The following is a 20412-nucleotide window of genomic DNA, read 5'->3' as shown; positions in this document are numbered from 1 at the left end:
GTTGCGCGTGCGTCTTCCGTATCGTCGTTCTCGAGTGAAATGGATCTGCGCCACCACGGCTCCCTGGGCGCTGGCAACGGGGCTTCTAATCTCGTTCACCGCCTCGGCCAGCAACGACCTGCATTCCGGCGTCAGCTTCACGCCACGCAGCGCCACCGCCCGCCTCGTCGAGACCGCGCTCATTCCGCCGACCGGCGCTTCCATCGCCGATGGGAAGCTTGGGATCGATCGCGACATCCTCCGCTCCATGCCGCGCTACGACCTGCCGGATGAGATGACTGATTCCGCCCCCCTTAAGGCCGACAGGAAGGCCGATGCGGGGCCCGATCCCATCGTGGACCGTGCCCTGAAGGGAAGTCCGCTGGTGGCGCCGCATGCCACCCTGTCCCGACGGGCGAAGCAACTGCGCCCCACGCTCGAACACGCGACCGGCGCGCGGCTGCTCTATAGTCACGACGAACGGCTCCTGCCGCCGACCGTTCTCATGGAGGGCCAGCTCGAAGCGCCGGAAACCGAACAGGTCTTCGAGCCCTGGGAAACGCCCGAATACACCACGACGCGCCAGACCACCTCCGTCCAATCCCCAGCGGCTGCCGCTGCGGGCTCCACCGGAGCAGCGGCGAGCCCGACGACCCCCATGGTGAAGCGCGCCATCGCCCTCTCTTCGGCCACGCCGGCTCCCATGGAGGCAACGCCCGTCGAGATCGCGGCGGCGCCCGTGTCCCTGCAATCGCCGCGCCTCGACCGGAGCGGCTACGGCGCCCTGACCATCCTGCCGAAGGGCGACGAGGCGGATCGTCCGCGCTATGCGGACCTGATCGATCCGGACAACATGAACAAGGAGCAGCGCTGCTTGGCCGAGGCCGTCTACTTCGAGGCCCGCAGCGAACCCCTCGAAGGGCAGGCGGCGGTCGCCCAGGTGGTGCTCAACCGGGTGAAGAGCGGGCTGTATCCGTCCAGCATCTGCGGCGTCGTCTACCAGAACCGCCATCGCCATCTCGCCTGCCAGTTCACCTTCGCCTGCGAGGGCAAGGCTCTGCGCATCCGCGACACGGAATCCTGGGAACGCGCCAAGAGCGTCGCGAGCGCCGTGCTCGAAGGCAAGACGTACTTGGCCGATGTCGGCGGCGCGACCCATTATCATGCAGACTACGTCAAGCCCTACTGGGCCCGCCGTCTGAAAAAGATGGACGTGATCGGTCGCCATATCTTCTACAAGCTCAAGCCCGGGCAGACCTGAAGCACCGAGCGTGTAAGCGGGGACCCGTTTTACGTTCGATCCTCAGGAATTCCTCTCGGGTGCGCTTCGGCACTTTCAAAGATACTGCATATCAATATAACGATAGGATGTAGCGTCGAAGGCGGGGAAATCGTGGCGAGTATCCGAAGTTCCGTTGCGGGTTCAGGGTATGGCAATCCCTATGTGGATTCCCTCGTCTGGGGTGGATCGGCTTGGAACATCGCAGGTGGTCCGATCAAGGTCTGGTTCGGGCAAGGCAGGGATTTTACGTCGGCGAACGTCGCCCACGGCCCCAGTGATGTCCTCGTGAGCGGCGCGTCCGCTCGGAATTGGACCGATCCCGAGAAGGCCGCCTTCGACTACGCGATGCGGGTCTACGAAAGCGTCTGCGGGCTTACCTTCGCGCGCGCCAACACCGTTGCGGAAGCCAACATCGTCTGGTGGAAGACCGACTTGAGCGGCGGCACGCTCGGCATCCACGAGTTGCCGTATGACGAGCAAAGCTGGGGATATTTCAACGTCGCGGCGCCGACATGGACCGGCTTCTCTTTCGGCAGCGAGGCGCTCGACACCATCCTGCACGAATTGGGCCATGGCATGGGTCTGGCTCATCCGCACGATGGTGGAACAGCCGAGGACGCAACGGCCTTTCCGGGCGTCACCGACGCCTTCTCAACCGGAGAAAACGATTTGAACCAGGGAATCTGGACGGTCATGTCCTACAATCCCGGGTGGGACAAAGCCGGCTATGAGAGGGCCTCCGGCAACCAGGCGGGACTCGGCGCTTTCGACATTGCCGCCTTGCAGGCTCTCTACGGAAAGAACACGAAAACCGGCCAAGGGAACGACGTCTACACATTGCCGGGTTCAAACGCGGATGTGGGCGATCACGGATGGTTCTGCCTCTGGGATTCGGGCGGAAAGGACACGATCACCGCGGCGCAGGCCCAGAGTGGCGTCGTCATCGATCTCCGCGCCGCGACGTTGCGGGAGGGCGATCCGAATGCGGGAGGCTTCATCTCCCGGGAGAATGAGTTCGCCGGCGGCTACACGATCGCCAACGGGGTCGTGATCGAGAATGCCAACGGCGGACGCTTCGCCGACACGCTCCAGGGTAACGCCGCCGCGAACCTGCTGAAGGGCAACGACGGCATCGACACGCTCTTCGGCGATGTCGGCAACGACACCCTCTACGGAGGGGCCGGTGACGACAAGCTCTACGGCGGCGCGGGCCGGGACAGCTTCGTTTTCGACAGCAAGGTCGGCAAGGGGGCGAATGTCGACCGGATCTACGACTTCAACCCGACCTACGATTCGATCCTGCTCGACAACAAGATCTTCACCAAGTTGGGCGCCGGCAGCCCATCCAGTCCGAAGATGTTCAACGTCGACATGTTCGTCCGAGCCTCGAAAGCGCAGGATCGTGAGGATCGAATCATTTACGACAGGAAAACCGGCGCGCTCTTGTACGATGCGGACGGGACCGGTGCTGCGGCTAAGGTGAAGATCGCCACCCTCGGAAAGACCCTGAAGCTCGGATATCAGGATCTCTTTGTGATCTGATGGCGGAGGAGCCCGCAGGAGGAGTCGGGCTCCCGTTCTCCACCGGATATCCATCACGTTCTCTCATACCAAAGCCTACAAACTTTCAATGTTGCTGATGCCAGAGTTGGGATAGTCTGCGCGCCTTGTTGCCTCTTCCGAGAGCCGTGGGCATGTCCGCTTCTCCTGCTCCATCCCGTATTTCGCCGGAACTCATCGTCGTCTGCGGCTGCCTGATCGCCCTGATCACCTTCGGGCCGCGGGCGTCGTCCGGCCTGTTCCAGCTCCCGATGATTACGGAGTATGGCTGGGGTCGCGACACGTTCGGCCTCGCCATCGCGGTCCAGAACCTGCTCTGGGGCGTCGGCCAGCCCTTCGCCGGAGCGGTGGCGGATCGGTTCGGGGCGCTCCGGGTGCTTTGCTTCGGTGCGCTGCTCTATGCCCTCGGCCTCGTCGTGATGGCCTATGCGACCACGCCCGGCATGCTGCAACTCGGTGCCGGCGTGCTCATCGGCTTCGGCCTGTCCGGCTGCTCGTTCAATCTGGTGCTCGGCGCGTTCGGCAAGCTCCTGCCGGAGCAATGGCGGCCCATGGCCTTCGGCGCCGGCACGGCGGCGGGTTCGTTCGGCCAGTTCCTGTTCCCGCCCATCGGCAACGTGCTGATCGATTCTTTCGGCTGGCACCAGGCCCTGCTCGTCTTCGCCGCAAGCGTCCTGCTCGTCATGCCCCTGGCACTGGCGCTCGCCACGCGGCCTACCGGCGACGCCGGCCAGACCGGAGCGGCCGCGGTGCCGAACCAGTCGATCAAGCAGGCCCTGACGGAAGCCTTCCGGCATCGCTCCTACGTGCTGCTGGTGCTCGGCTTCTTCACCTGCGGCTTCCAGCTCGCCTTCATCACCGTCCACCTGCCGGCCTATCTCAAGGATGCGGGCCTGTCCGCTGCGGTCGGCGGATGGACGCTGGCCGTAATCGGCCTCGCCAACGCGGTCGGCTCCCTCGGCTCGGGCTGGCTTTCCACCCGCATGTCCAAGCGCTGGCTGCTGGCCTGGATCTATCTCGGCCGCTCGGTGGCGATCGCCGCCTTCATCCTGGTTCCGGCCACGCCCGTGACGTCGATCCTGTTCGGCATCTCGATCGGCTTGCTCTGGCTATCCACGGTGCCGCCCACATCCTCCCTCGTGATGTTGATGTTCGGCACGCGCTACATGGCCATGCTCTACGGCTTCGCGTTCTTCTCGCACCAGGTCGGCGGCTTCCTCGGGGTGTGGCTCGGCGGCCTGCTCTACGAGATCAACGGCAATTACAGCGCGGTCTGGTGGCTCTCGGTTCTGCTCGGTCTCGCCTCCGCCCTGATCAACCTGCCGATCAAGGAGCAGCCCGTGCAGCGCGGGCCGGCCCTTCAGCCGGCGGAGTAGGCCTCGGACTGCTCCGAAGGGCTGAGGCTTTTCTGCTTGCCCCGATCCTCCATCGCGCCACAAATGGTCCGGGGAGGAAGCACCATGAGCACGTTCAAAGCCATCGTCATCGACAAGAACGAAGCCGGTCAAAGGGTCGAAATTCGCGCCTTTGATGAGGCGGATCTCATGGACGGCGACGTCACCGTGCGCGTGTCGCACTCGACCTTGAACTACAAGGACGGCCTCGCGATCACCGGCAAGGCCCCGGTGGTGCGCCGATTTCCCATGATTCCCGGCGTCGATCTCGCCGGCACGGTGGAGGCTTCCTCGAATCCCGATTTCAAGCCCGGCGACGCGGTGGTGCTCAACGGCTGGGGCCTGGGCGAAACCCATCTCGGTGCCTATGCGGAGAAGGTGCGCGTCAGGGGCGAGTGGCTGATCCCGCTCCCGCAGGGCCTGTCGCCCCTCCAGGCCATGGCGGTCGGCACGGCGGGCTATACGGCGATGCTCTGCCTGATGGCCCTGGAGCGCCACGGCCTGAGCCCCGATCGCGGGCCCGCCATCGTGACGGGCGCGGTCGGTGGTGTCGGCTCGGTGGCCGTGGCGCTGCTTGCGAAAGCCGGATGGCATGTGATCGCCTCCACCGGACGGCCCGAGGAGGCCGACTACCTGAAAGGTCTCGGCGCCGCCGAGATCCTCGACCGCAGCGAGCTCTCCGGTTCTGGGCGTCCGCTCTCCAAGGAACGCTGGGCGGCAGGGATCGATACGGTCGGTTCGACGACGCTCGCCAATGTCCTGTCGATGACGAAATACGGCGGCGCGATTGCGGCCTGCGGTCTCGCGGGCGGGATGGACCTTCCCACGACCGTCGCGCCGTTCATCCTGCGCAACGTTGCGCTGCTGGGAGTCGATTCGGTCATGGCCCCGAAGGCGTTGCGGATCGAGGCCTGGAACCGGATCGCCCGCGACCTCGACCACGGCAAGCTCGCCGCCATGACCTCGACGATCCCGCTCGATCAGGTGCTGGAGGCGGGAAGCGCAATCGTCGAGGGTAGGATCAAGGGGCGCGTGGTGGTGGTTATCGGCTAGCCCGCAACGTCACGGTGCCTTCCCTCTCCACGTCATCGCCGGGACAGGCCCAGCCATGACGTGGAAGGGTTTCAAATCAACGGCTAAGCCACCGGAGCGGGACTCGGCGCCCTTTTCCCCGCCCCCTCGATCCATTTCTTCTGCTTGGCGATCTCGGCGGCCGTGAAATCCAAGAAAGCGCGCACGCGGGCCGATTGGCGCAGGTCGGGATGGGTCAGGAGCCACAGGCCCGCGGAGAAATCCGGCTTGACCTCCGACAGGCGGACGAGTTCGGGTTTCGCATCCGCGATGAAGCAGGGCAGGGGACCGATGCCCGCTCCGGCCTGGACCGATTCCGCGAGGCCGAGCACCGTGTTGACCTTGTAGACGATGTTGTCCGGCGCCACGTGGTCGCGCACGAAACGGGCGGCCTTCAGGGCCGCCAGGTTATCGCCGAGCGCGACCCAGTGACGGTCGAACAGATCGGCGAGGTTCACGTCTTCGGGGCCCTGAACGTCGGGGAAATCAGCCGTCCGCCCGTAGATCGCCCAGGCGATCGTCGCCACGCGGCGTCCCACCAGCGTCTCCGGCGGATCGTCGGTGGCGCGGATCGCCACGTCCGCGTCGCGCTTGGACAGGTTGAGCGCCTGGTTGGCGAGCACCACGTCGAGCCGCATCTCCGGACAGGCGGTGATGAAGCGGGCGAAGATCGGGGTCAGGAGGTGGACGAGGAGCGTGTCGTTGGTCGTGACCCGCAACTCACCGGTCGGGGCCACGGCCTGGCCCGCGAGCTTGCGCGTGAAGGCGGTGACGTTCTCGTCCATCTGCTCGGCCAGCGCCGACATTTCCTCCCCGGCCGGGGTGAGGACGTATCCGGTGCGGTGGCGCTCGAAGAGCTTGACCCCGAGATTCTCCTCCATCTGACCGAGCCTGCGGAAAACCGTCGAGTGGTTGACGCCGAGCCGCTCCGCCGCACCGCCGAGGCCGCCGGCCTCGGCGATGATCTTCACGAGCTTGAAATCGTCCCAGTCGAGATGCTGCTGCTTGGTCATTGGTTTGCATTCCCGCAAGAGAGCTCCTGCAAATCTAACACTGGTTTTGCAGCGTGGAAAGATTATCCTCCCCAGCGTCAACAACAGCCGGCGACCCGCTTCCAGCCCAGACATCGCGTCGGAAGCCGGGCGTTCCGCACACCCATCTCAACCGATCGGAGTTCACATGACCAAGGTCCTGGTTCTGTACTATTCGTCCTGGGGACATATCGAGCAGATGGCTTATGCTGCTGCGGAAGGCGCACGCGAAGCCGGCGCCGAGGTCGCGGTCAAGCGTGTGCCGGAACTCGTCCCGGCGGAGGTGGCGCAGGCGGCTCATTACAAGACCGACCAGAAGGCTCCCATCGCGACCGTCGAGGAACTGCCCGAGTACGATGCCATCATCATCGGTACGCCGACCCGCTACGGCACCATGACTGCGCAGATGAAGAACTTCCTCGACCAGACCGGTGGCCTTTGGGCACAGGGCAAGCTCATCGGCAAGGTCGGATCGGTCTTCACCTCGACGGCCACCCAGCACGGCGGCCAGGAAGCCACGATCCTCACCACGTTGCCGGTGCTCCTGCACCACGGCATGGTGGTCGTCGGCCTGCCGTACTCCTTCCAGGGCCAGTCGGGCGTCGACCAGATCCGTGGCGGTTCGCCCTACGGCGCATCCACGATCGCGGCCGCCGACGGCTCGCGCCAGCCGACCGAGATCGATCTCGACGGCGCCCGCTTCCAGGGCCGCCACGTCGCCCAGATCGCTGCCAAGCTCGCTGCGAAGTAAGATCCTGCTCCGTCATGGCCGTCCCCGGACTTGATCCGGGGATCCGTCCCGGCCATCTCGATACGGTGAGCCTCAGCGTTTCATGCGATTGGGATCACCGGCACGAGGCCGGGGATGACATGTTTGCGGTCTGGAGCGTCTACCGGTCCGCCGCGGCGCGTCTCAGACGGTCATTGATGGCTTCGCCCAGGCCGGTCTCCGGGATGGGACCCACCGCGATGGTCGTGGCGTCCGAGGCGTCGAGTTGCCTGAGATAGGAAAACAGATGAGCGGCGGCCTCCACGAGGTCGCCGTTTTTGCTGAGGTTCAGGGTGGCTTGTGCCGCCTCGACGCCTTGAGGCGCTCCGGGGCCGAACAGCAGCGCGGCTTCTCCCGGCTGGATGCTTGTCGCGTTCAGGCGCACCTGCGCCCGCGGGGCATAGTGCGAGGCCAGCATGCCGGGCGCGAGCGGGCCGGAGCCTGCCTCGCCGCCCTCCTCCAGCTTCATGCCGATCAAGGCCTCGATGGCCTCGCGGGGAACGCCTCCCGGACGGAGCAGGCGCGGGGTGCCGCCGAGGCAGGAGACGATGGTCGATTCCACGCCGACCTGTGCGGCGCCGCCGTCGAGAACCGCGTCGATCCGTCCGTCGAGATCCCCCAACACATGATCCGCATCGGTGGGGCTGACCCGGCCCGAGCGGTTCGCCGAGGGCGCGGCTACCGGGCGGCCCGTCCGTTCCAGAAGCGCATGGGCGAGGGGATGGGCCGGCACTCTCAAGCCCACGCTGTCGAGTCCGGCGCGGGCGAGGTCCGAGACGGTGCAGCTGGGGGCGACCGGCACCACCAGGGTCAGGGGGCCGGGCCAGAAGGCCTCTGCCAGACGGGTGGCCGTCTCGTCGAACCAGCCCTGGCTTCGGGCGGATTCGAAGCTGTCCAGATGGGAGATCAGCGGGTTGAAGCTCGGGCGCTCCTTGGCGGCATAGATCCCGGCCACCGCCTCCGCGTCGGTCGCGTCGGCACCGAGGCCATAGACCGTTTCCGTCGGGAAGGCCACGAGGCCGCCGTCCCGCAGGATGTCCGCCGCCCGGGCCAGACCCGCCGCATCGGCCGCCAGACGCTCCGTTTGGCGCATTGACCCGTGATCGTTCACGTCTAAACTATCCTTTTCCGACGGGGCCTTTGCCCTTGCCGGGCGGGTTTAACGGCGCGAGAACACGCGTCAATATGAAAAGCCCCGTGTTTGAGAGGAAACCTTTATGACCTACCGCGCGCCTGTACCGGACATTGTCTTCACCATGCAGCATGTGGCGGGCCTCGACCGGGCCGTGGCCGACGGCATCTACGGCGACCTGTCCGTCGATCTGGCCGAGACCATCCTGGACGAGGCCGGCCGCTTCGCCAACGACGTGATCGCCCCCCTCAACCGTGAGGGCGACCGGGTCGGCGCGACCTTCAAGGACGGCCAGGTGACCACCGCGCCCGGCTGGACGCAGGCCTACCGGGCCTGGGCGGAAGCCGGCTGGAATGCCCTGCCGGGGCCGGTGGCCTATGGCGGGCAGGGCCTGCCAACCCTGCTCAACTCGGCCTGCGTCGAGATGTGGAACGCCGCCTCCATGGCCTTCGGCATCGGGCCCGTGCTGACCATGGGGGCCATCGAGGCTCTCGCCGCCCATGCCTCGGACGACCTGAAGCGCCGCTACCTCGACAAGCTCGTCTCAGGCGAGTGGACCGCGACCATGAACCTCACGGAGCCGCAGGCCGGCTCCGATCTCGCGGCCCTGCGCTCCCGGGCCGAGCCCGTAGGCGACGGCACCTACCGCATCACCGGCCAGAAGATCTTCATCACCTACGGCGAGCACGACCTCACCGACAACATCGTCCACCTCGTGCTCGCGCGCCTGCCCGATGCGCCGGCCGGCACCCGCGGGATCTCGCTCTTCCTGGTACCGAAATTTCTGCCCGACGGGACGCGCAACGACGTGCGCTGCCATTCCATCGAGCACAAGCTCGGCATCCATGCCTCGCCCACCTGCACGATGATCTTCGGCGATGAGGGCGGCGCCATCGGCTGGCTCGTCGGCGAGGAGAACCGGGGCCTCGCCTGCATGTTCACGATGATGAACAACGCCCGCCTCGCCGTGGGCCTGCAGGGAGTGGCCATCGCCGAGCGCGCCTATCAGCAGGCGCTGGGCTATGCGAAAGAGCGCCGGCAGGGCCGCGCCATCGGGGCCGCGGAGGGCATGAGCCCGATCGCCGGGCATCCGGACGTGCAGCGCAACCTGCTCACCATGAAGGCGCTCACCGCCGCCGCGCGGGCGATCTGCTACATGACCGCCGAGGCCATCGACCGGGCGCATCTCGAACAGGATCCGGCACGCCGCAAGAAGGCGAACGAGCGCGCTTCCCTGCTCACGCCGGTGGCGAAGGCGTTCTCGACGGATATCGGCATGGAGGTGGCATCGCTCGGCGTGCAGGTGCATGGCGGCATGGGCTTCATCGAAGAGACCGGCGCGGCCCAGCATTTGCGCGATGCGCGCATCGCGCCGATCTACGAGGGCACCAACGGCATCCAGGCCATCGATCTGGTCACCCGCAAGCTGCCGCTCGCCCGCGGCGAGACGGTGCGCGGGCAGATCGCCTCCATGCGCGCCACGGTGGCGCGGCTCCTGAAGGAGGGCACGCCCGCCTTCGGGGCCACGGCGGCGCGCCTGCGCGATGCGGTCGAGAGCCTGGACCGGGCCACGGGTTACCTGCTTGAGGCGGTCGCGTCGAATGCCCAGGGCGAGGCGCTGGCCGGGGCGACGCCGTATCTGCGTCTGTTTGCGCTGGCGCAGGGTGGCACGGCCTTGGCCGAGATGGCGCTCGCCGCGCAGGCGCAGGCCAAGGCCGGCGACACGGATCCAGCGCATGCGGGCCGCATCGCGCTGTGCCGGTTCTTCGCCGAGAACATCGCCGTCGGGGCCCGGGGCCTGGAGGAGACGGTGATGGCCGGCGCCGGCTTCCTCAACGATGCAAACCTCGCGCTGGCGGGCTGATCCCATGAGCCTCAACGGAAAAACCCTGTTCATCACCGGCGCCTCGCGCGGCATCGGCCTTGCCATCGGCCTTCGCGCCGCCCGTGACGGCGCGAACGTGGTCATCGCGGCCAAGACCGCCGAGCCCCATCCGAAGCTTCCCGGCACCATCTTCACAGCCGCGGAGGAGATCGAGGCGGCGGGCGGCAAGGCCCTGCCGCTCTTGGTCGATGTCCGCGACGAGGAGGCCGTGAAGGGCGCCATCGCGGCAACGGTCGAGACCTTCGGCGGCCTCGACATCGTGGTCAACAACGCGAGCGCCATCAGCCTCACGCCGACGCCCCAGACCGACATGAAGCGCTTCGATCTGATGCACCAGATCAACACGCGCGGCACCTACATGGTGTCGAAATACGCGATCCCGCATTTGGAAAAGGCCGAGAACCCGCACATCCTCATGCTCTCGCCGCCCCTCGACATGAGCGAGAAATGGTTTGCGCCGCACTTGGCCTATTCGCTCGCCAAATACGGCATGAGCCTGTGCGTGCTCGGGCTGGCGGGAGAACTGCGGGCCAAAGGAATCGCCGTCAACGCGCTCTGGCCTCGCACGACCATCGCCACGAGCGCCATCAGGAACCTGCTCGGCGGCGATGCTCTCGTACAGGCGAGCCGCACGCCGGAGATCCTGGCCGATGCGGCCCATGCGATCTTCCTGAAGCCCGCGCGCGGCTTCTCGGGCCATTTCCTCATCGACGACGTGTTCCTGCACGGTGAGGGCGTGGCCGATTTCGAGAAATACCGGGTCGATCCAAGCCAACCTCTTGCGCCCGATTTCTTTGTGCCGGACGACACGCCGCCGTTGTCATCGTTGGGTTAGGTTGATCCGTATTATTTCGGTCGGTGGATACTCTCCCACGTCATCACCGGGCTTGTCCCGGTGATCTCGATCGCCTGAAGCGCCGTGCTCCTCCAATCGGGCTGGCAGGCACTGGTCCCCGGATCAAATCCGGGACGGCCATGACGGGGAGGGTGCCATTCCCCGCGACGTTGGCCGGGAATGACAGGGCGATCTCACGGGAGTACAAAGCCCTCGTCGATCGGACATGACATGGCTTCCAAAGGGCAAGTACGCGTATGATTGTGATCCACAGGCCGGCGCAGGTGAAGGGCCCTATGGGCGAGTCCCTCGACCGACAGGTGCTCCCGCCGGGCGATCCGATCCCCCAGGATGCCCTCTGGATCGACCTGGTCGATCCAACCAAGGATGAGGACCGGCTCGTCGAGGCCCACCTCAGCATCGAGATCCCGACCAAGGAGGAGATGGCCGATATCGAGCCCTCCGAGATCCTCTACCACGAGAACAACGCGCGCTACATGACGGCCCGCGTCCTGTGCAGTTCCGACACGGACAACCCGAAGCTGATCGACGTGTCGTTCATCCTCACCGAGCGGGCGCTCGTGACGGTGCGCTACGGCGAGCCGCGATCCTTCAGCATGTTCATGGCCCGCGCCGTCAAGCCAGGCGGCTGCCGGCACCAGCCCGAGGCGGTGCTCGACGGATTGCTCGAGACCATCATCGACCGCGCGGCCGAGATCCTGGGCACCGTGGGAACGCGCATCGATCGCCTGTCGCAATCGATCTTCGAGAACGAGAAGCAGGGCGCGCGCCGCGCCGCCTCCTACCGGGTCGCGCTGAAATCCATCGGCCGCAAGGGTGACGTCATCTCCAACGTGCGCGAGAGCATGGTGTCGGTGGAGCGCATGCTGCTGTTCCTGTCGGCCAGCATGCCGCGGCCGCAGAAGACGGCGGGCTACAAGACCGAATGGCGCACGGCGTTGCGCGACGTGCAATCCATCGAGGAGCACGCAACGTTCCTGTCCAACAAGATCCAGTTCCTGCTCGACGCCACGCTCGGCCTCGTCACCATCGAGCAGAACGATATCATCAAGATCTTCTCGGTCATGTCGGTCATCTTTCTGCCGCCGACTTTGGTTTCGTCGCTCTACGGCATGAACTTCAAGATCATGCCGGAACTCGACTGGCAGTTCGGCTATCCATGGGCCATCATGCTGATGGTGCTCGCCGCCGTGCTGCCCTATCTCTACTTCCGCTGGAAGCGGTGGCTTTAGCATTGGGAGCAAGTCCCACTTAAGCCCTCATCCTGAGGAGCGAAGCGTCTCGAAGGACGAGGGCGGTTTCAATGCTCTCTGGAACCTCCTTCGAGACGCCTGCTGCGCAGGCTCCTCAGGATGAGGGAGGAGAGAGGCTCCACGGTCGTCATCACCTGCCTTGTGCCGGTGATCCCGATAAGGAAAAGCGCACTGCCTCAAATAGTCGAGATGGCCGGCACAAGGCTGGCCATGACGGGCAGGAACGAGAGGAAACCACCATGTGCGGGCGCTATGCGATCACGCTTCCTCCCGAGACCTATCGGGATTTCTTCGGCTATCCCGAGCAGCCGAACTTTCCTCCGCGCTACAACGTGGCTCCCACGCAGCCGGTCCCCATCGTGCTGGAGGACCGCGGCGAGCGGCATTTCATGCTGGTGCGCTGGGGCTTCCTGCCATCCTGGGTGAAGGACCCGAAGGATTTTCCCCTCGTCATCAATGCGCGCGGCGAAACGCTGGAGACGAAGCCGACCTTCAAGGCCGCGCTCAAGCGCCGGCGCTGCATCTTCCTCGCCGACGGCTTCTATGAATGGCGGCGCGAGGGACGCGAGAAGACCCCGTTCCTGATCCGCCCGCGCAGCCGCAAGCCCATGCCAATGGCGGGCCTGTGGGAGACCTATATGAGCCCGGATGGGGCGGAGATCGACACGGCCGCCATCGTCACCACGGATGCCAACGGCACGCTCTCCGCCGTGCATGACCGCATGCCCGTGATCCTCTCCGAGGACGACATCGCCGCATGGCTCGATGTCCGCGATGAGCGCGCCGACGTGATGCGTCTCGTGCGTCCTTGTCCCGACGACTGGCTCGACCTGGTGCCGGTCTCAAGCCGCGTGAACAAGGTCGAGAACGACGATCCGGGCCTGTTGGAGCCGCTCGCCCGACCGGAGCCCGCGCCGGTGAAGGAGAAGAAGCCCAAGGCGAAGAAGCCGCTCTCCAGCGATGAGGACGAGCAGGGGAGCTTGTTTTGAATTATTTCAATGCCGTCATCCCGGACGGCGTCAGCCGAGCCGGGATGACGGCTTTTTTACCGTCGCTTCTTCACCACGTCCCGCCGTAGGATTCCCACGACTTCCAGATGCGGCGAATGCTTGAACTGGTCGACCGGAATGACACGTTCGAGGCGGAAGCCGCTTGCCATCAGGATCGCGGCGTCGCGCGCGAAGGTGGCGGCGTCGCAGGAGACGCTGACCACGAGGGGGACTTTCGAAACTGCGAGCTGCTTCGCCTGCGCCTCCGCACCCGCGCGGGGCGGATCGAGCACCACGGCGTCGAAGGCGCTGAGTTCCGGCGTCAGCAGCGGACGGCGGAAGAGGTCGCGCGCTTCCGTCGTGACGCGGCGCAGGCCGGGCGTCGCGCGGGCAGCCTTCTCTAGCGCCACCATCGCGCCCTTGTCGAATTCCACCGCGTGAACGTCGGCCTTCTCCGCCAGCCGCAGCGCGAAGGGGCCCGCTCCGGCGAAGAGATCGGCCACGCGCTTGGCGCGGGTGCAGGCCTCGGTCACGAGGCGGGCGAGCGTCTCCTCGCCGAGTTGCGTCGCTTGCAGGAACGAGCCCGCGGGCGGCACGACAGCGGCAGGGCCCATCGTGATCGCGGGCGGACGCCGCTCCACGATCACGTCGCCGTGGATCGACAGGCGCGACAGGTCGAGGCTCGCTGCGAGATCGATGAGGCGGATGCGGTCCTGATCCTTCAGGGGGCCGTAACCACGCACGTCCACGTCGAAGCCGGTCTGCGTCGCGGTGATCTGGATGTCGAGGGGCTTGCGCGGGCCTTTCAGGTGCTCGCCGATGGCGCGCGCGATGGCGGGCGCCCGGTCCTTCAAGGCAGGCACCGTGATGGGGCAGAAGGCGATCTCGACGATCTGGTGGCTGCGTGGGGCCATGAAGCCCACATGCATGGCGCGGTCGGGAAAGCGCACATGCAGCGTCACGCGCCGCCGTCCTTCGCCATGGGCGTCGATGAGCGGCTCGACGGGCGCTTCGATCCGCGCCTGCTTGAGGGTGTGGACGAGCGTTTCCTGTTTCCAGGCCTGATAGAAACCGTGCTTCATGTGCTGCGTGGCGCAGCCGCCGCAATCGTCGAAATAGGGGCAGAACGGCGTCTCGCGCTCGGGCGATGCGACGTCGACGCTGACGAGGCGCGCATGCGACCCGTCGCGCTCGATGGTGACGGTCTCGCCCGGCAGCACCTTGGGCACGAAGACGGGACCGGACGGCGTCTCGGCGATGCCGTCGGCTTTCGCGCCGAGGCGCCTGATGATGACCTGTTCAGCCACGGCGGGCTCCCAACAAAAATTCACGATTGCCGTCGCCACCTTCGATGGGGGACGGGATGAGCCCGATAACCTCAAAGCCGAGGGAAGTCACGAAGGATGACAGGTCATCGCAGACGGCGCGATGCACCGCCTCATCGCGCACGATGCCCTTCTTCACGTGATCGCGCCCGGCCTCGAATTGCGGCTTCACGAGAACGGCGAGGTCCGCTCGGGGTTTCAGGAACGCGATGGCGGGAGGCAGGACGAGCTTCAACGAGATGAAGCTCACGTCCGACACGAGGAGATCGGCTGGCTGCGGAATGAGGTCGGCGTTCAGGGAGCGGGCGTCCGTGCCTTCGAGATTGGTCACCCGCGCATTGCCCACGATGGTGGGGTGGAGTTGGGCGTGTCCCACATCCACCGCGTAGACATGGGCGGCGCCGCGCTTCAGCAGCACTTCCGTGAAACCTCCCGTGGAGGCCCCGATATCGAGGCAGATCTTGTCCCTCGGGTCGATGTGGAAGGCATCGAGCGCCGCCGCCAGCTTCACGCCGCCGCGCGACACGTAAGGGTGCGGCTGCTCGGCCGTGATGACGGCATTGTCCGGCACCCCGTCGGACGCCTTGCGGATGACGGCCCCGTTCACGGTCACGAGGCCGGCCGCGATGGCCTCCTGCGCCCGGGCCCGGCTCGCGAAGAAGCCGCGCTCGACGAGAACCACATCGGCGCGCTTGCGGGTCATGGAAGCCTCGAACTCATCTGGATCACGATCCCTTCAGGTGCCGGAACCAAGTTCCGCCCTACAACATCTTTCGTCCACAATCCAAACAGGCCAACGGAGGTCCCATGCTGAGCCGTCGCCATCTTCTGACCGGTGCAACCTTGCTGGCCGCCAGCGCTGCCATCCCCCGCGCTTGGGCGCAAGCCCCGGCGGGACCGTTCAAGCTCGATCCGTTGCCCTATGCGCCCTCCAAGAACGAGCCGCATATCGATGCGCAGACCATGGAGATCCACCATGACAAGCACCATGCGGCCTATGTCAACAACCTCAATGCGGCGCTGGGCCAGAATGCCGAGGCGGCCAAGATGCCTCTCCAGGACATGCTGGCGAATCTGAGCAAGGTGCCGGAGTCGATCCGCACGGCGGTCCGCAACAACGGCGGCGGGCACGCCAACCACACCATGTTCTGGCAGATCATGGGCGGCCAGGGCGGCCAGCCCTCGGGTGACCTTAAGGCTGCCATCGACCGGGATCTCGGCGGGTTCCAGAAGTTCCAGATGGATTTCAACACCGCCGGCGAGAAGCAGTTCGGCTCCGGCTGGGTCTTCGTGACCGTGTCCCGCGAGGGCAAGCTCGCCCTGACGACGCGGCCCAACCAGGACACGCCCCTGATGGACGGGCAACGGGTCCTCATGGGCAACGACGTGTGGGAGCACGCCTATTACCTGAAATACCAGAACCGCCGGCCGGATTACCTCAAGGCCTGGTGGAACGTGCTCGACTGGAACCGCATCGGGGAACGGTATGCCGCCGCCAAGGCGGGAACGCTGACGGTTTAAGCCCTGACCTTGCGGGCGCCTTCCTGGCCAAGGGCCTCGAACACCCGGGTGACGATGCCGGCGGCATCGAGGCCGGCCTTGGCGTACATGCGCTCGGGCTTGTCCTGGTCCTGGTAGATGTCGGGCAGGACCATGGAGCGGACCTTCAGGGTGCCCCGGTCGAGGGCGCCCTTGTCGGCGAGGAGCTGCAGCACATAGGAGCCGAAGCCGCCGATGGAGCCTTCCTCGACGGTCACGAGGACCTCGTGGTCGCGAGCGAGAGCCAAGATCAGCTCCTCGTCCAGGGGCTTGGCGAAGCGGGCATCCGCCACGGTGGTGGACAGGCCCCGCGCCTCCAGCTCCTCGGCGGCCTTCAAGGCTTCCGACAGGCGGGTGCCGAGGGACAGGAGCGCGATGCGGCTGCCTTCCTTGACGATCCGACCCTTGCCGATGGCGAGCGGGATGCCCTTCTCGGGCATGTCGACGCCCACGCCCTCGCCGCGCGGATAGCGGAAGGCGATGGGGCCCGAATCATGGGCCGCGGCGGTCGCCACCATGTGGACCAGTTCGGCCTCGTCGGCGGCGGCCATCACGACCATGTTGGGCAGGCAGCCGAGATAGGCCACGTCGAAGGATCCCGCATGGGTTGCCCCGTCGGCGCCCACGAGGCCTGCCCGGTCGAGGGCGAAGCGCACGGGCAGGTTCTGGATCGCCACGTCGTGCACCACCTGGTCGTAGGCGCGCTGCAGGAAGGTGGAATAGATGGCGCAGAACGGCTTGTAGCCCTCCGTGGCCATGCCGGCCGCAAACGTCACCGCGTGCTGCTCGGCGATGCCCACGTCGAAGGTGCGGGCGGGGAATTCCTTGCCGAAGAGGTCGATCCCGGTCCCCGACGGCATGGCGGCCGTGACGGCCACGATCTTGTCGTCGGCCTGCGCTTCCTTGATCAGGCTCTCGCCGAACACCTTGGTGTAGGCGGGCGCATTGGCCTTGGCCTTGGTCTGCGCGCCCGTCACCACGTCGAAGGTGACGACCCCGTGATACTTGTCGGCGGCGGCCTCGGCGGGGGCGTAGCCCTTGCCCTTCTTGGTCACCACATGGACGAGAATGGGCCCGGTCTCGCTGTCGCGGACGTTCTTCAGAATCGGCAGCAGGTGGTCGAGGTTGTGACCGTCGATGGGGCCCACATAGTAGAAGCCGAGCTCCTCGAACATGGTGCCGCCGGTCCAGAAGCCGCGGGCGAATTCTTCCGCCTTGGCGGCCTTGTCGTAGATGAATTTCGGCAGCTTCTTCGCCAGCTGCTTGGCCGTCTCGCGGATACCGCGATAGGTCCCGCCGGACACGAGGCGCGCGAGATAGGACGACATGGCGCCGGTGGGCGGCGCGATGGACATGTCGTTGTCGTTCAGGATCACGATGAGGCGCGAATGCATGGCGCCGGCATTGTTCATGGCCTCATAGGCCATGCCGGCCGACATGGCCCCGTCGCCGATCACGGCGATCACGTTGTTCTTATTACCCTCCAGATCCCGCGCCACCGCCATGCCGAGGCCGGCCGAGATTGACGTGGAGGAATGCGCCGCCCCGAAGGGATCGTATTCGCTCTCGGACCGCTTGGTGAAGCCCGACAGCCCGTCCGCCTGGCGCAGGGTTCTGATCCGGTCCCGGCGCCCGGTGAGGATCTTATGCGGGTAGGCCTGGTGGCCCACGTCCCAGATCAGCCGGTCGCGGGGCGTGTCGAACACGTAATGCAACGCCACCGTCAGCTCGACGACCCCCAGGCCCGCGCCCAGGTGCCCGCCGGTCACGGACACGGCACTGATCGTCTCCGTCCGCAGCTCGTCCGCGACCTGCCGGAGCTGGTTCTCGGGCAGATGACGCAGGTCGTCCGGGGTCTTGATGGTGTCGAGGAGGGGTGTGGACAACGTTTTACTCGCCAAGCTTTAAGCCGGAGGCCATCTCCAGGAGATAAGGTCGCGGAGGGCCTTGGTCAAACGCGACACAAGGCTTCTTCGCCGGACCGGGCTATTCCGCGACGTCCAGCGGAGCCGTGCCGGAGGCGGCTCCGTCGGGCCCGATGGTGATCTTTTCGATGCGGGCCTCGGCCTTCTTGAGGAGCTGCTCGCAGTGCTTCTTCAGGGCCTCGCCGCGCTCGTAGATCGCAATCGAATCCTCCAGGGGCACGTCGCCGCGCTCGAGGCGGCGGACGATGTCCTCAAGCTCGGCCAGGGCCTTCTCGAAGGGGAGGGTCTTGATGGAGGCGGTGTCGGTCATGCGGGTATCCGTGTCTGTTCTTGCTCGATCTCACGATGGAATTGCGGCATCGCTTGGTCGGCGCGCGAGGAGTCTCTGATAGACGAGACCGATGCCAATGAGAACAAGGCCGAGCCCGATAAATGACAGGGCGCGCATCACGCCTTCCAGATTGGCGAGGTCGACGATGAAGACTTTCAGGACCGCCAGAACCAGATAAGCGGCTGAAGCCAAGCGGGCGAAGCGGTTGTCCCGCAGGAGCCCGAAGCCGAGCAGGGCCATGCCGATAAGGAGTAGAGCGACCGAATAGCTCCATTGCTCGCCCTGAGTGAAGCCTCGCCAGATGCCCAGGTGCCGGCCCTGAAAAACGAGGCGAATTTCCAGAGCCACATAAGCCCACTGCAGGATGAGTGCCAGGATCGCGGAGGCCAGAGAATAGAAGCGCGGACGAACATTCCGCTCAGCCAAGGCCAAGGCTCCGGCCAGGATGGAAGGCAGGAGATAGGCGATCAGCAGGCTGTTGAAGACGATCCCGCCTGTAATCAGGTCGTTGGTGATGAGTGGGTTCGCGATCATGAGCAGCCCGATTGCGGCGAGTCCGAACGATGCGACTTTGAAGATTAGGGAACCCCAGCGGTAGACCGGATCGGCCCGTCTCACGTCGAGACGCGTCAGCAGAATCGCGAAAGCGAGGCTTTCTGTCGCAAGCAAGCCGGCCTCCATGAGGCTGAAATCGGCAGCCACTGGATTGCCTGCATAGAGTGCATGGCGGATCTCGAAAAACACCAGGAAGGTCGCGAAGACGAATCCCAAGCTCTCGGTGAGCTGGACGATGCGGTCGCGCCCGGAGCGCTCCAGGAGGCGGCTCGCCAGCAGGAACGAGACGGCGGGAACCCCATAGCCCCACAGAAGCCAGTTCACCAGAATCGGGCCCGGGTCTCCGCCCACCATGGTCGGATTCCAGACCAGCCTGCCTAAGATGATCAGCCCGACGGCCCCGACGGCATAGCGTAGGGCGGGAATGGCGGTTCTTTCCGAAATCCAGGCCGTACCCAGGGCCGCCAGGGCGAATGCGACCGTGAGCATGCCCTTGTCGAGGGCGAAGGTGAGGCCCAGGGCGAGTGCTCCCAGGGCCGCCGAGGCGGTCGCGCCGAGGCCGAGGCGAACGGCGCCGTTCCCGCTCCGATGCATCAGCCATTGGGTGGCCAGCACGAAGGCGAGGCCGAGCGACCCCGCCACGACAGCGAAGGACAGGCTGGGTTCGAAACTCGTGACCCGCCAATAGGCGGCGACCAGGGCCAGCAGCGGCCCGGCGCTCGCCGCACCGGCATACCAGGCGGCGATGGGCAGGCGCAGGCCCCGCGACATCGCGAGCCGGAGCAGGGAGACTGCGGCGATCGCCGTCGGAAGGAGCGCGGCCAGGATCAGATAAGTAGTCAAAGCATAGGGCCGGACAGCGAAGGCGTCGCCGGATTGGTAGAACAGGTTCTCCGGCGCATCCCCGATGTCGCTCGCCAGGGGCCAAACCAGGAGGGCACCTGCCGCCAGCAGGGCCGCGCTCGCCGTGGCCGAGGCGACGGAAGCGGCACGAAACCCTGCCGCCAGCAGCACGAGAGCCAAGGCCACAATGAACACCGGGCGCCCGTCCCCCGTGGCGACGGAGCTCGTTACGATGATCCCGGCCAGGGCGAAGGCGGCGAGGACGGCGCTCGCCGCCCAGTCCGTCCGCGCCTCCTCGTCTGGCACATGGCGGTAGGGATCGACCCCGAGGAAGAAGGCGGCAAGCCCGGCCTGGAGCACGAGATGCACCATGGCGGGCAGCGTGTTGGCGGCGTCGAGGAAGAAAATCGGCAGGGTCCAGGCCAGGGCTCCCACGGCGGCGGCCAGGGCCAGCCAGCGCCACAGGCGGAGACGGGCCACCCCGTAGGCGGGAAGCACCACGAAGCCGAGATAGACCACCAGCGCCCAGGGCTGCGGGTCGGTCGAGGAAACCAGAAGCGGGCTTCCCATGGCGCCGACGAGGCCGAGCGCCGCCAGAACAGGGCCGTGGAGCGTCGCGGCCACCATGGTCAGGACCGCGATGGCCCCGAGCAGCACGAAGGTCGTGGCGGGATCGATGAGATCGTAGAGCGC

General features: G+C 66.1%; 17 protein-coding genes. 10 read left to right on the top strand and 7 right to left on the bottom strand.

Annotated features, from left to right (window positions below; genetic code table 11):
- Positions 1-34 precede the first annotated feature (34 nt).
- The 4 genes from OC446_RS20225 to OC446_RS20210 all read left to right on the top strand — a co-directional run bounded on the left by OC446_RS20225 (position 35) and on the right by OC446_RS20210 (position 5268).
- A complete protein-coding gene (locus OC446_RS20225) occupies positions 35-1240 on the top strand; it encodes a cell wall hydrolase (RefSeq protein ID WP_262030821.1) in 1206 nt (401 codons plus the stop codon).
- Positions 1241-1372: 132 nt separating this feature from the next.
- Entirely contained in the window at positions 1373-2803 is a 1431-nt protein-coding gene (locus OC446_RS30860) for a M10 family metallopeptidase C-terminal domain-containing protein (protein WP_315986524.1), read from the top strand.
- A gap of 152 nt (positions 2804-2955) precedes the next feature.
- Positions 2956-4197: an MFS transporter gene (locus tag OC446_RS20215; protein WP_262030820.1), complete on the top strand. Its 1242-nt coding sequence runs from the start codon at positions 2956-2958 to the stop codon at positions 4195-4197.
- 84 nt (positions 4198-4281) lie between these two features.
- On the top strand, positions 4282-5268 hold the full coding sequence (locus OC446_RS20210; RefSeq protein WP_262030819.1) for an MDR family oxidoreductase: 987 nt from the start codon (positions 4282-4284) through the stop codon (positions 5266-5268).
- An 83-nt stretch (positions 5269-5351) separates the two neighbouring features.
- On the opposite strand, the gene OC446_RS20205 is transcribed toward OC446_RS20210, so the two are convergent.
- Positions 5352-6299, bottom strand: coding sequence for a LysR family transcriptional regulator (locus OC446_RS20205; RefSeq protein WP_262030818.1), 948 nt, complete (start codon positions 6297-6299; stop codon positions 5352-5354).
- Between the two features lie 166 nt (positions 6300-6465).
- Here OC446_RS20205 and wrbA point away from each other — a divergent pair, with 166 nt between their 5' ends.
- Positions 6466-7068: an NAD(P)H:quinone oxidoreductase gene (gene wrbA, locus OC446_RS20200; RefSeq protein ID WP_262030817.1), complete on the top strand. Its 603-nt coding sequence runs from the start codon at positions 6466-6468 to the stop codon at positions 7066-7068.
- A 139-nt stretch (positions 7069-7207) separates the two neighbouring features.
- Here wrbA and OC446_RS20195 read toward each other — a convergent pair whose 3' ends face one another.
- A complete protein-coding gene (locus OC446_RS20195; RefSeq protein WP_262030816.1) occupies positions 7208-8179 on the bottom strand; it encodes an L-threonylcarbamoyladenylate synthase in 972 nt (323 codons plus the stop codon).
- 124 nt (positions 8180-8303) lie between these two features.
- On the opposite strand from OC446_RS20195, the gene OC446_RS20190 reads away from it, so the two are divergent.
- The 4 genes from OC446_RS20190 to OC446_RS20175 all read left to right on the top strand — a co-directional run bounded on the left by OC446_RS20190 (position 8304) and on the right by OC446_RS20175 (position 13201).
- A complete protein-coding gene (locus tag OC446_RS20190; RefSeq protein ID WP_262030815.1) occupies positions 8304-10082 on the top strand; it encodes an acyl-CoA dehydrogenase in 1779 nt (592 codons plus the stop codon).
- Between the two features lie 4 nt (positions 10083-10086).
- Positions 10087-10938: an SDR family oxidoreductase gene (locus OC446_RS20185; RefSeq protein WP_262030814.1), complete on the top strand. Its 852-nt coding sequence runs from the start codon at positions 10087-10089 to the stop codon at positions 10936-10938.
- A gap of 257 nt (positions 10939-11195) precedes the next feature.
- Entirely contained in the window at positions 11196-12191 is a 996-nt protein-coding gene (locus OC446_RS20180) for a magnesium transporter CorA family protein (protein ID WP_262030813.1), read from the top strand.
- Positions 12192-12451: 260 nt separating this feature from the next.
- Complete coding sequence (locus OC446_RS20175; protein WP_262030812.1) at positions 12452-13201, top strand: SOS response-associated peptidase; 750 nt, start codon at positions 12452-12454, stop codon at positions 13199-13201.
- Positions 13202-13257: 56 nt separating this feature from the next.
- Here the strand turns inward: OC446_RS20175 and OC446_RS20170 are convergent, their stop codons facing one another.
- Both OC446_RS20170 and OC446_RS20165 read right to left on the bottom strand, forming a co-directional pair.
- A complete protein-coding gene (locus OC446_RS20170) occupies positions 13258-14508 on the bottom strand; it encodes a class I SAM-dependent RNA methyltransferase (protein WP_262030811.1) in 1251 nt (416 codons plus the stop codon).
- Positions 14501-15229, bottom strand: coding sequence for a TlyA family RNA methyltransferase (locus OC446_RS20165; RefSeq protein ID WP_262030810.1), 729 nt, complete (start codon positions 15227-15229; stop codon positions 14501-14503). Before OC446_RS20165 ends, OC446_RS20170 begins: the two co-directional genes overlap by 8 nt.
- A gap of 104 nt (positions 15230-15333) precedes the next feature.
- Between OC446_RS20165 and OC446_RS20160 the strand changes: the two genes are divergently transcribed.
- Entirely contained in the window at positions 15334-16047 is a 714-nt protein-coding gene (locus OC446_RS20160) for a superoxide dismutase (protein WP_262030809.1), read from the top strand.
- On the opposite strand, the gene dxs is transcribed toward OC446_RS20160, so the two are convergent.
- From dxs to OC446_RS20145, 3 genes are all read right to left on the bottom strand, one after another.
- Positions 16044-17951, bottom strand: a complete 1908-nt coding sequence (gene dxs, locus OC446_RS20155; RefSeq protein ID WP_262030808.1) for a 1-deoxy-D-xylulose-5-phosphate synthase — start codon at positions 17949-17951, stop codon at positions 16044-16046. The genes OC446_RS20160 and dxs overlap by 4 nt on opposite strands.
- 100 nt (positions 17952-18051) lie before the next feature.
- Positions 18052-18300 carry an exodeoxyribonuclease VII small subunit gene (locus OC446_RS20150; protein WP_009764792.1) on the bottom strand — a complete coding sequence of 83 codons (249 nt, stop codon included), beginning with the start codon at positions 18298-18300 and terminating at the stop codon, positions 18052-18054.
- A gap of 30 nt (positions 18301-18330) precedes the next feature.
- On the bottom strand, positions 18331-20412 hold a 2082-nt coding region (locus tag OC446_RS20145), incomplete at its 5' end, for a DUF2339 domain-containing protein (protein WP_262030807.1).

Source organism: Microvirga sp. Mcv34 (genome assembly GCF_024519725.1).
Lineage (GTDB): Bacteria > Pseudomonadota > Alphaproteobacteria > Rhizobiales > Beijerinckiaceae > Microvirga.
The sequence above is the reverse complement of the archived record's forward strand: the minus strand, read 5'-3'. Positions and strand labels throughout refer to the sequence as shown.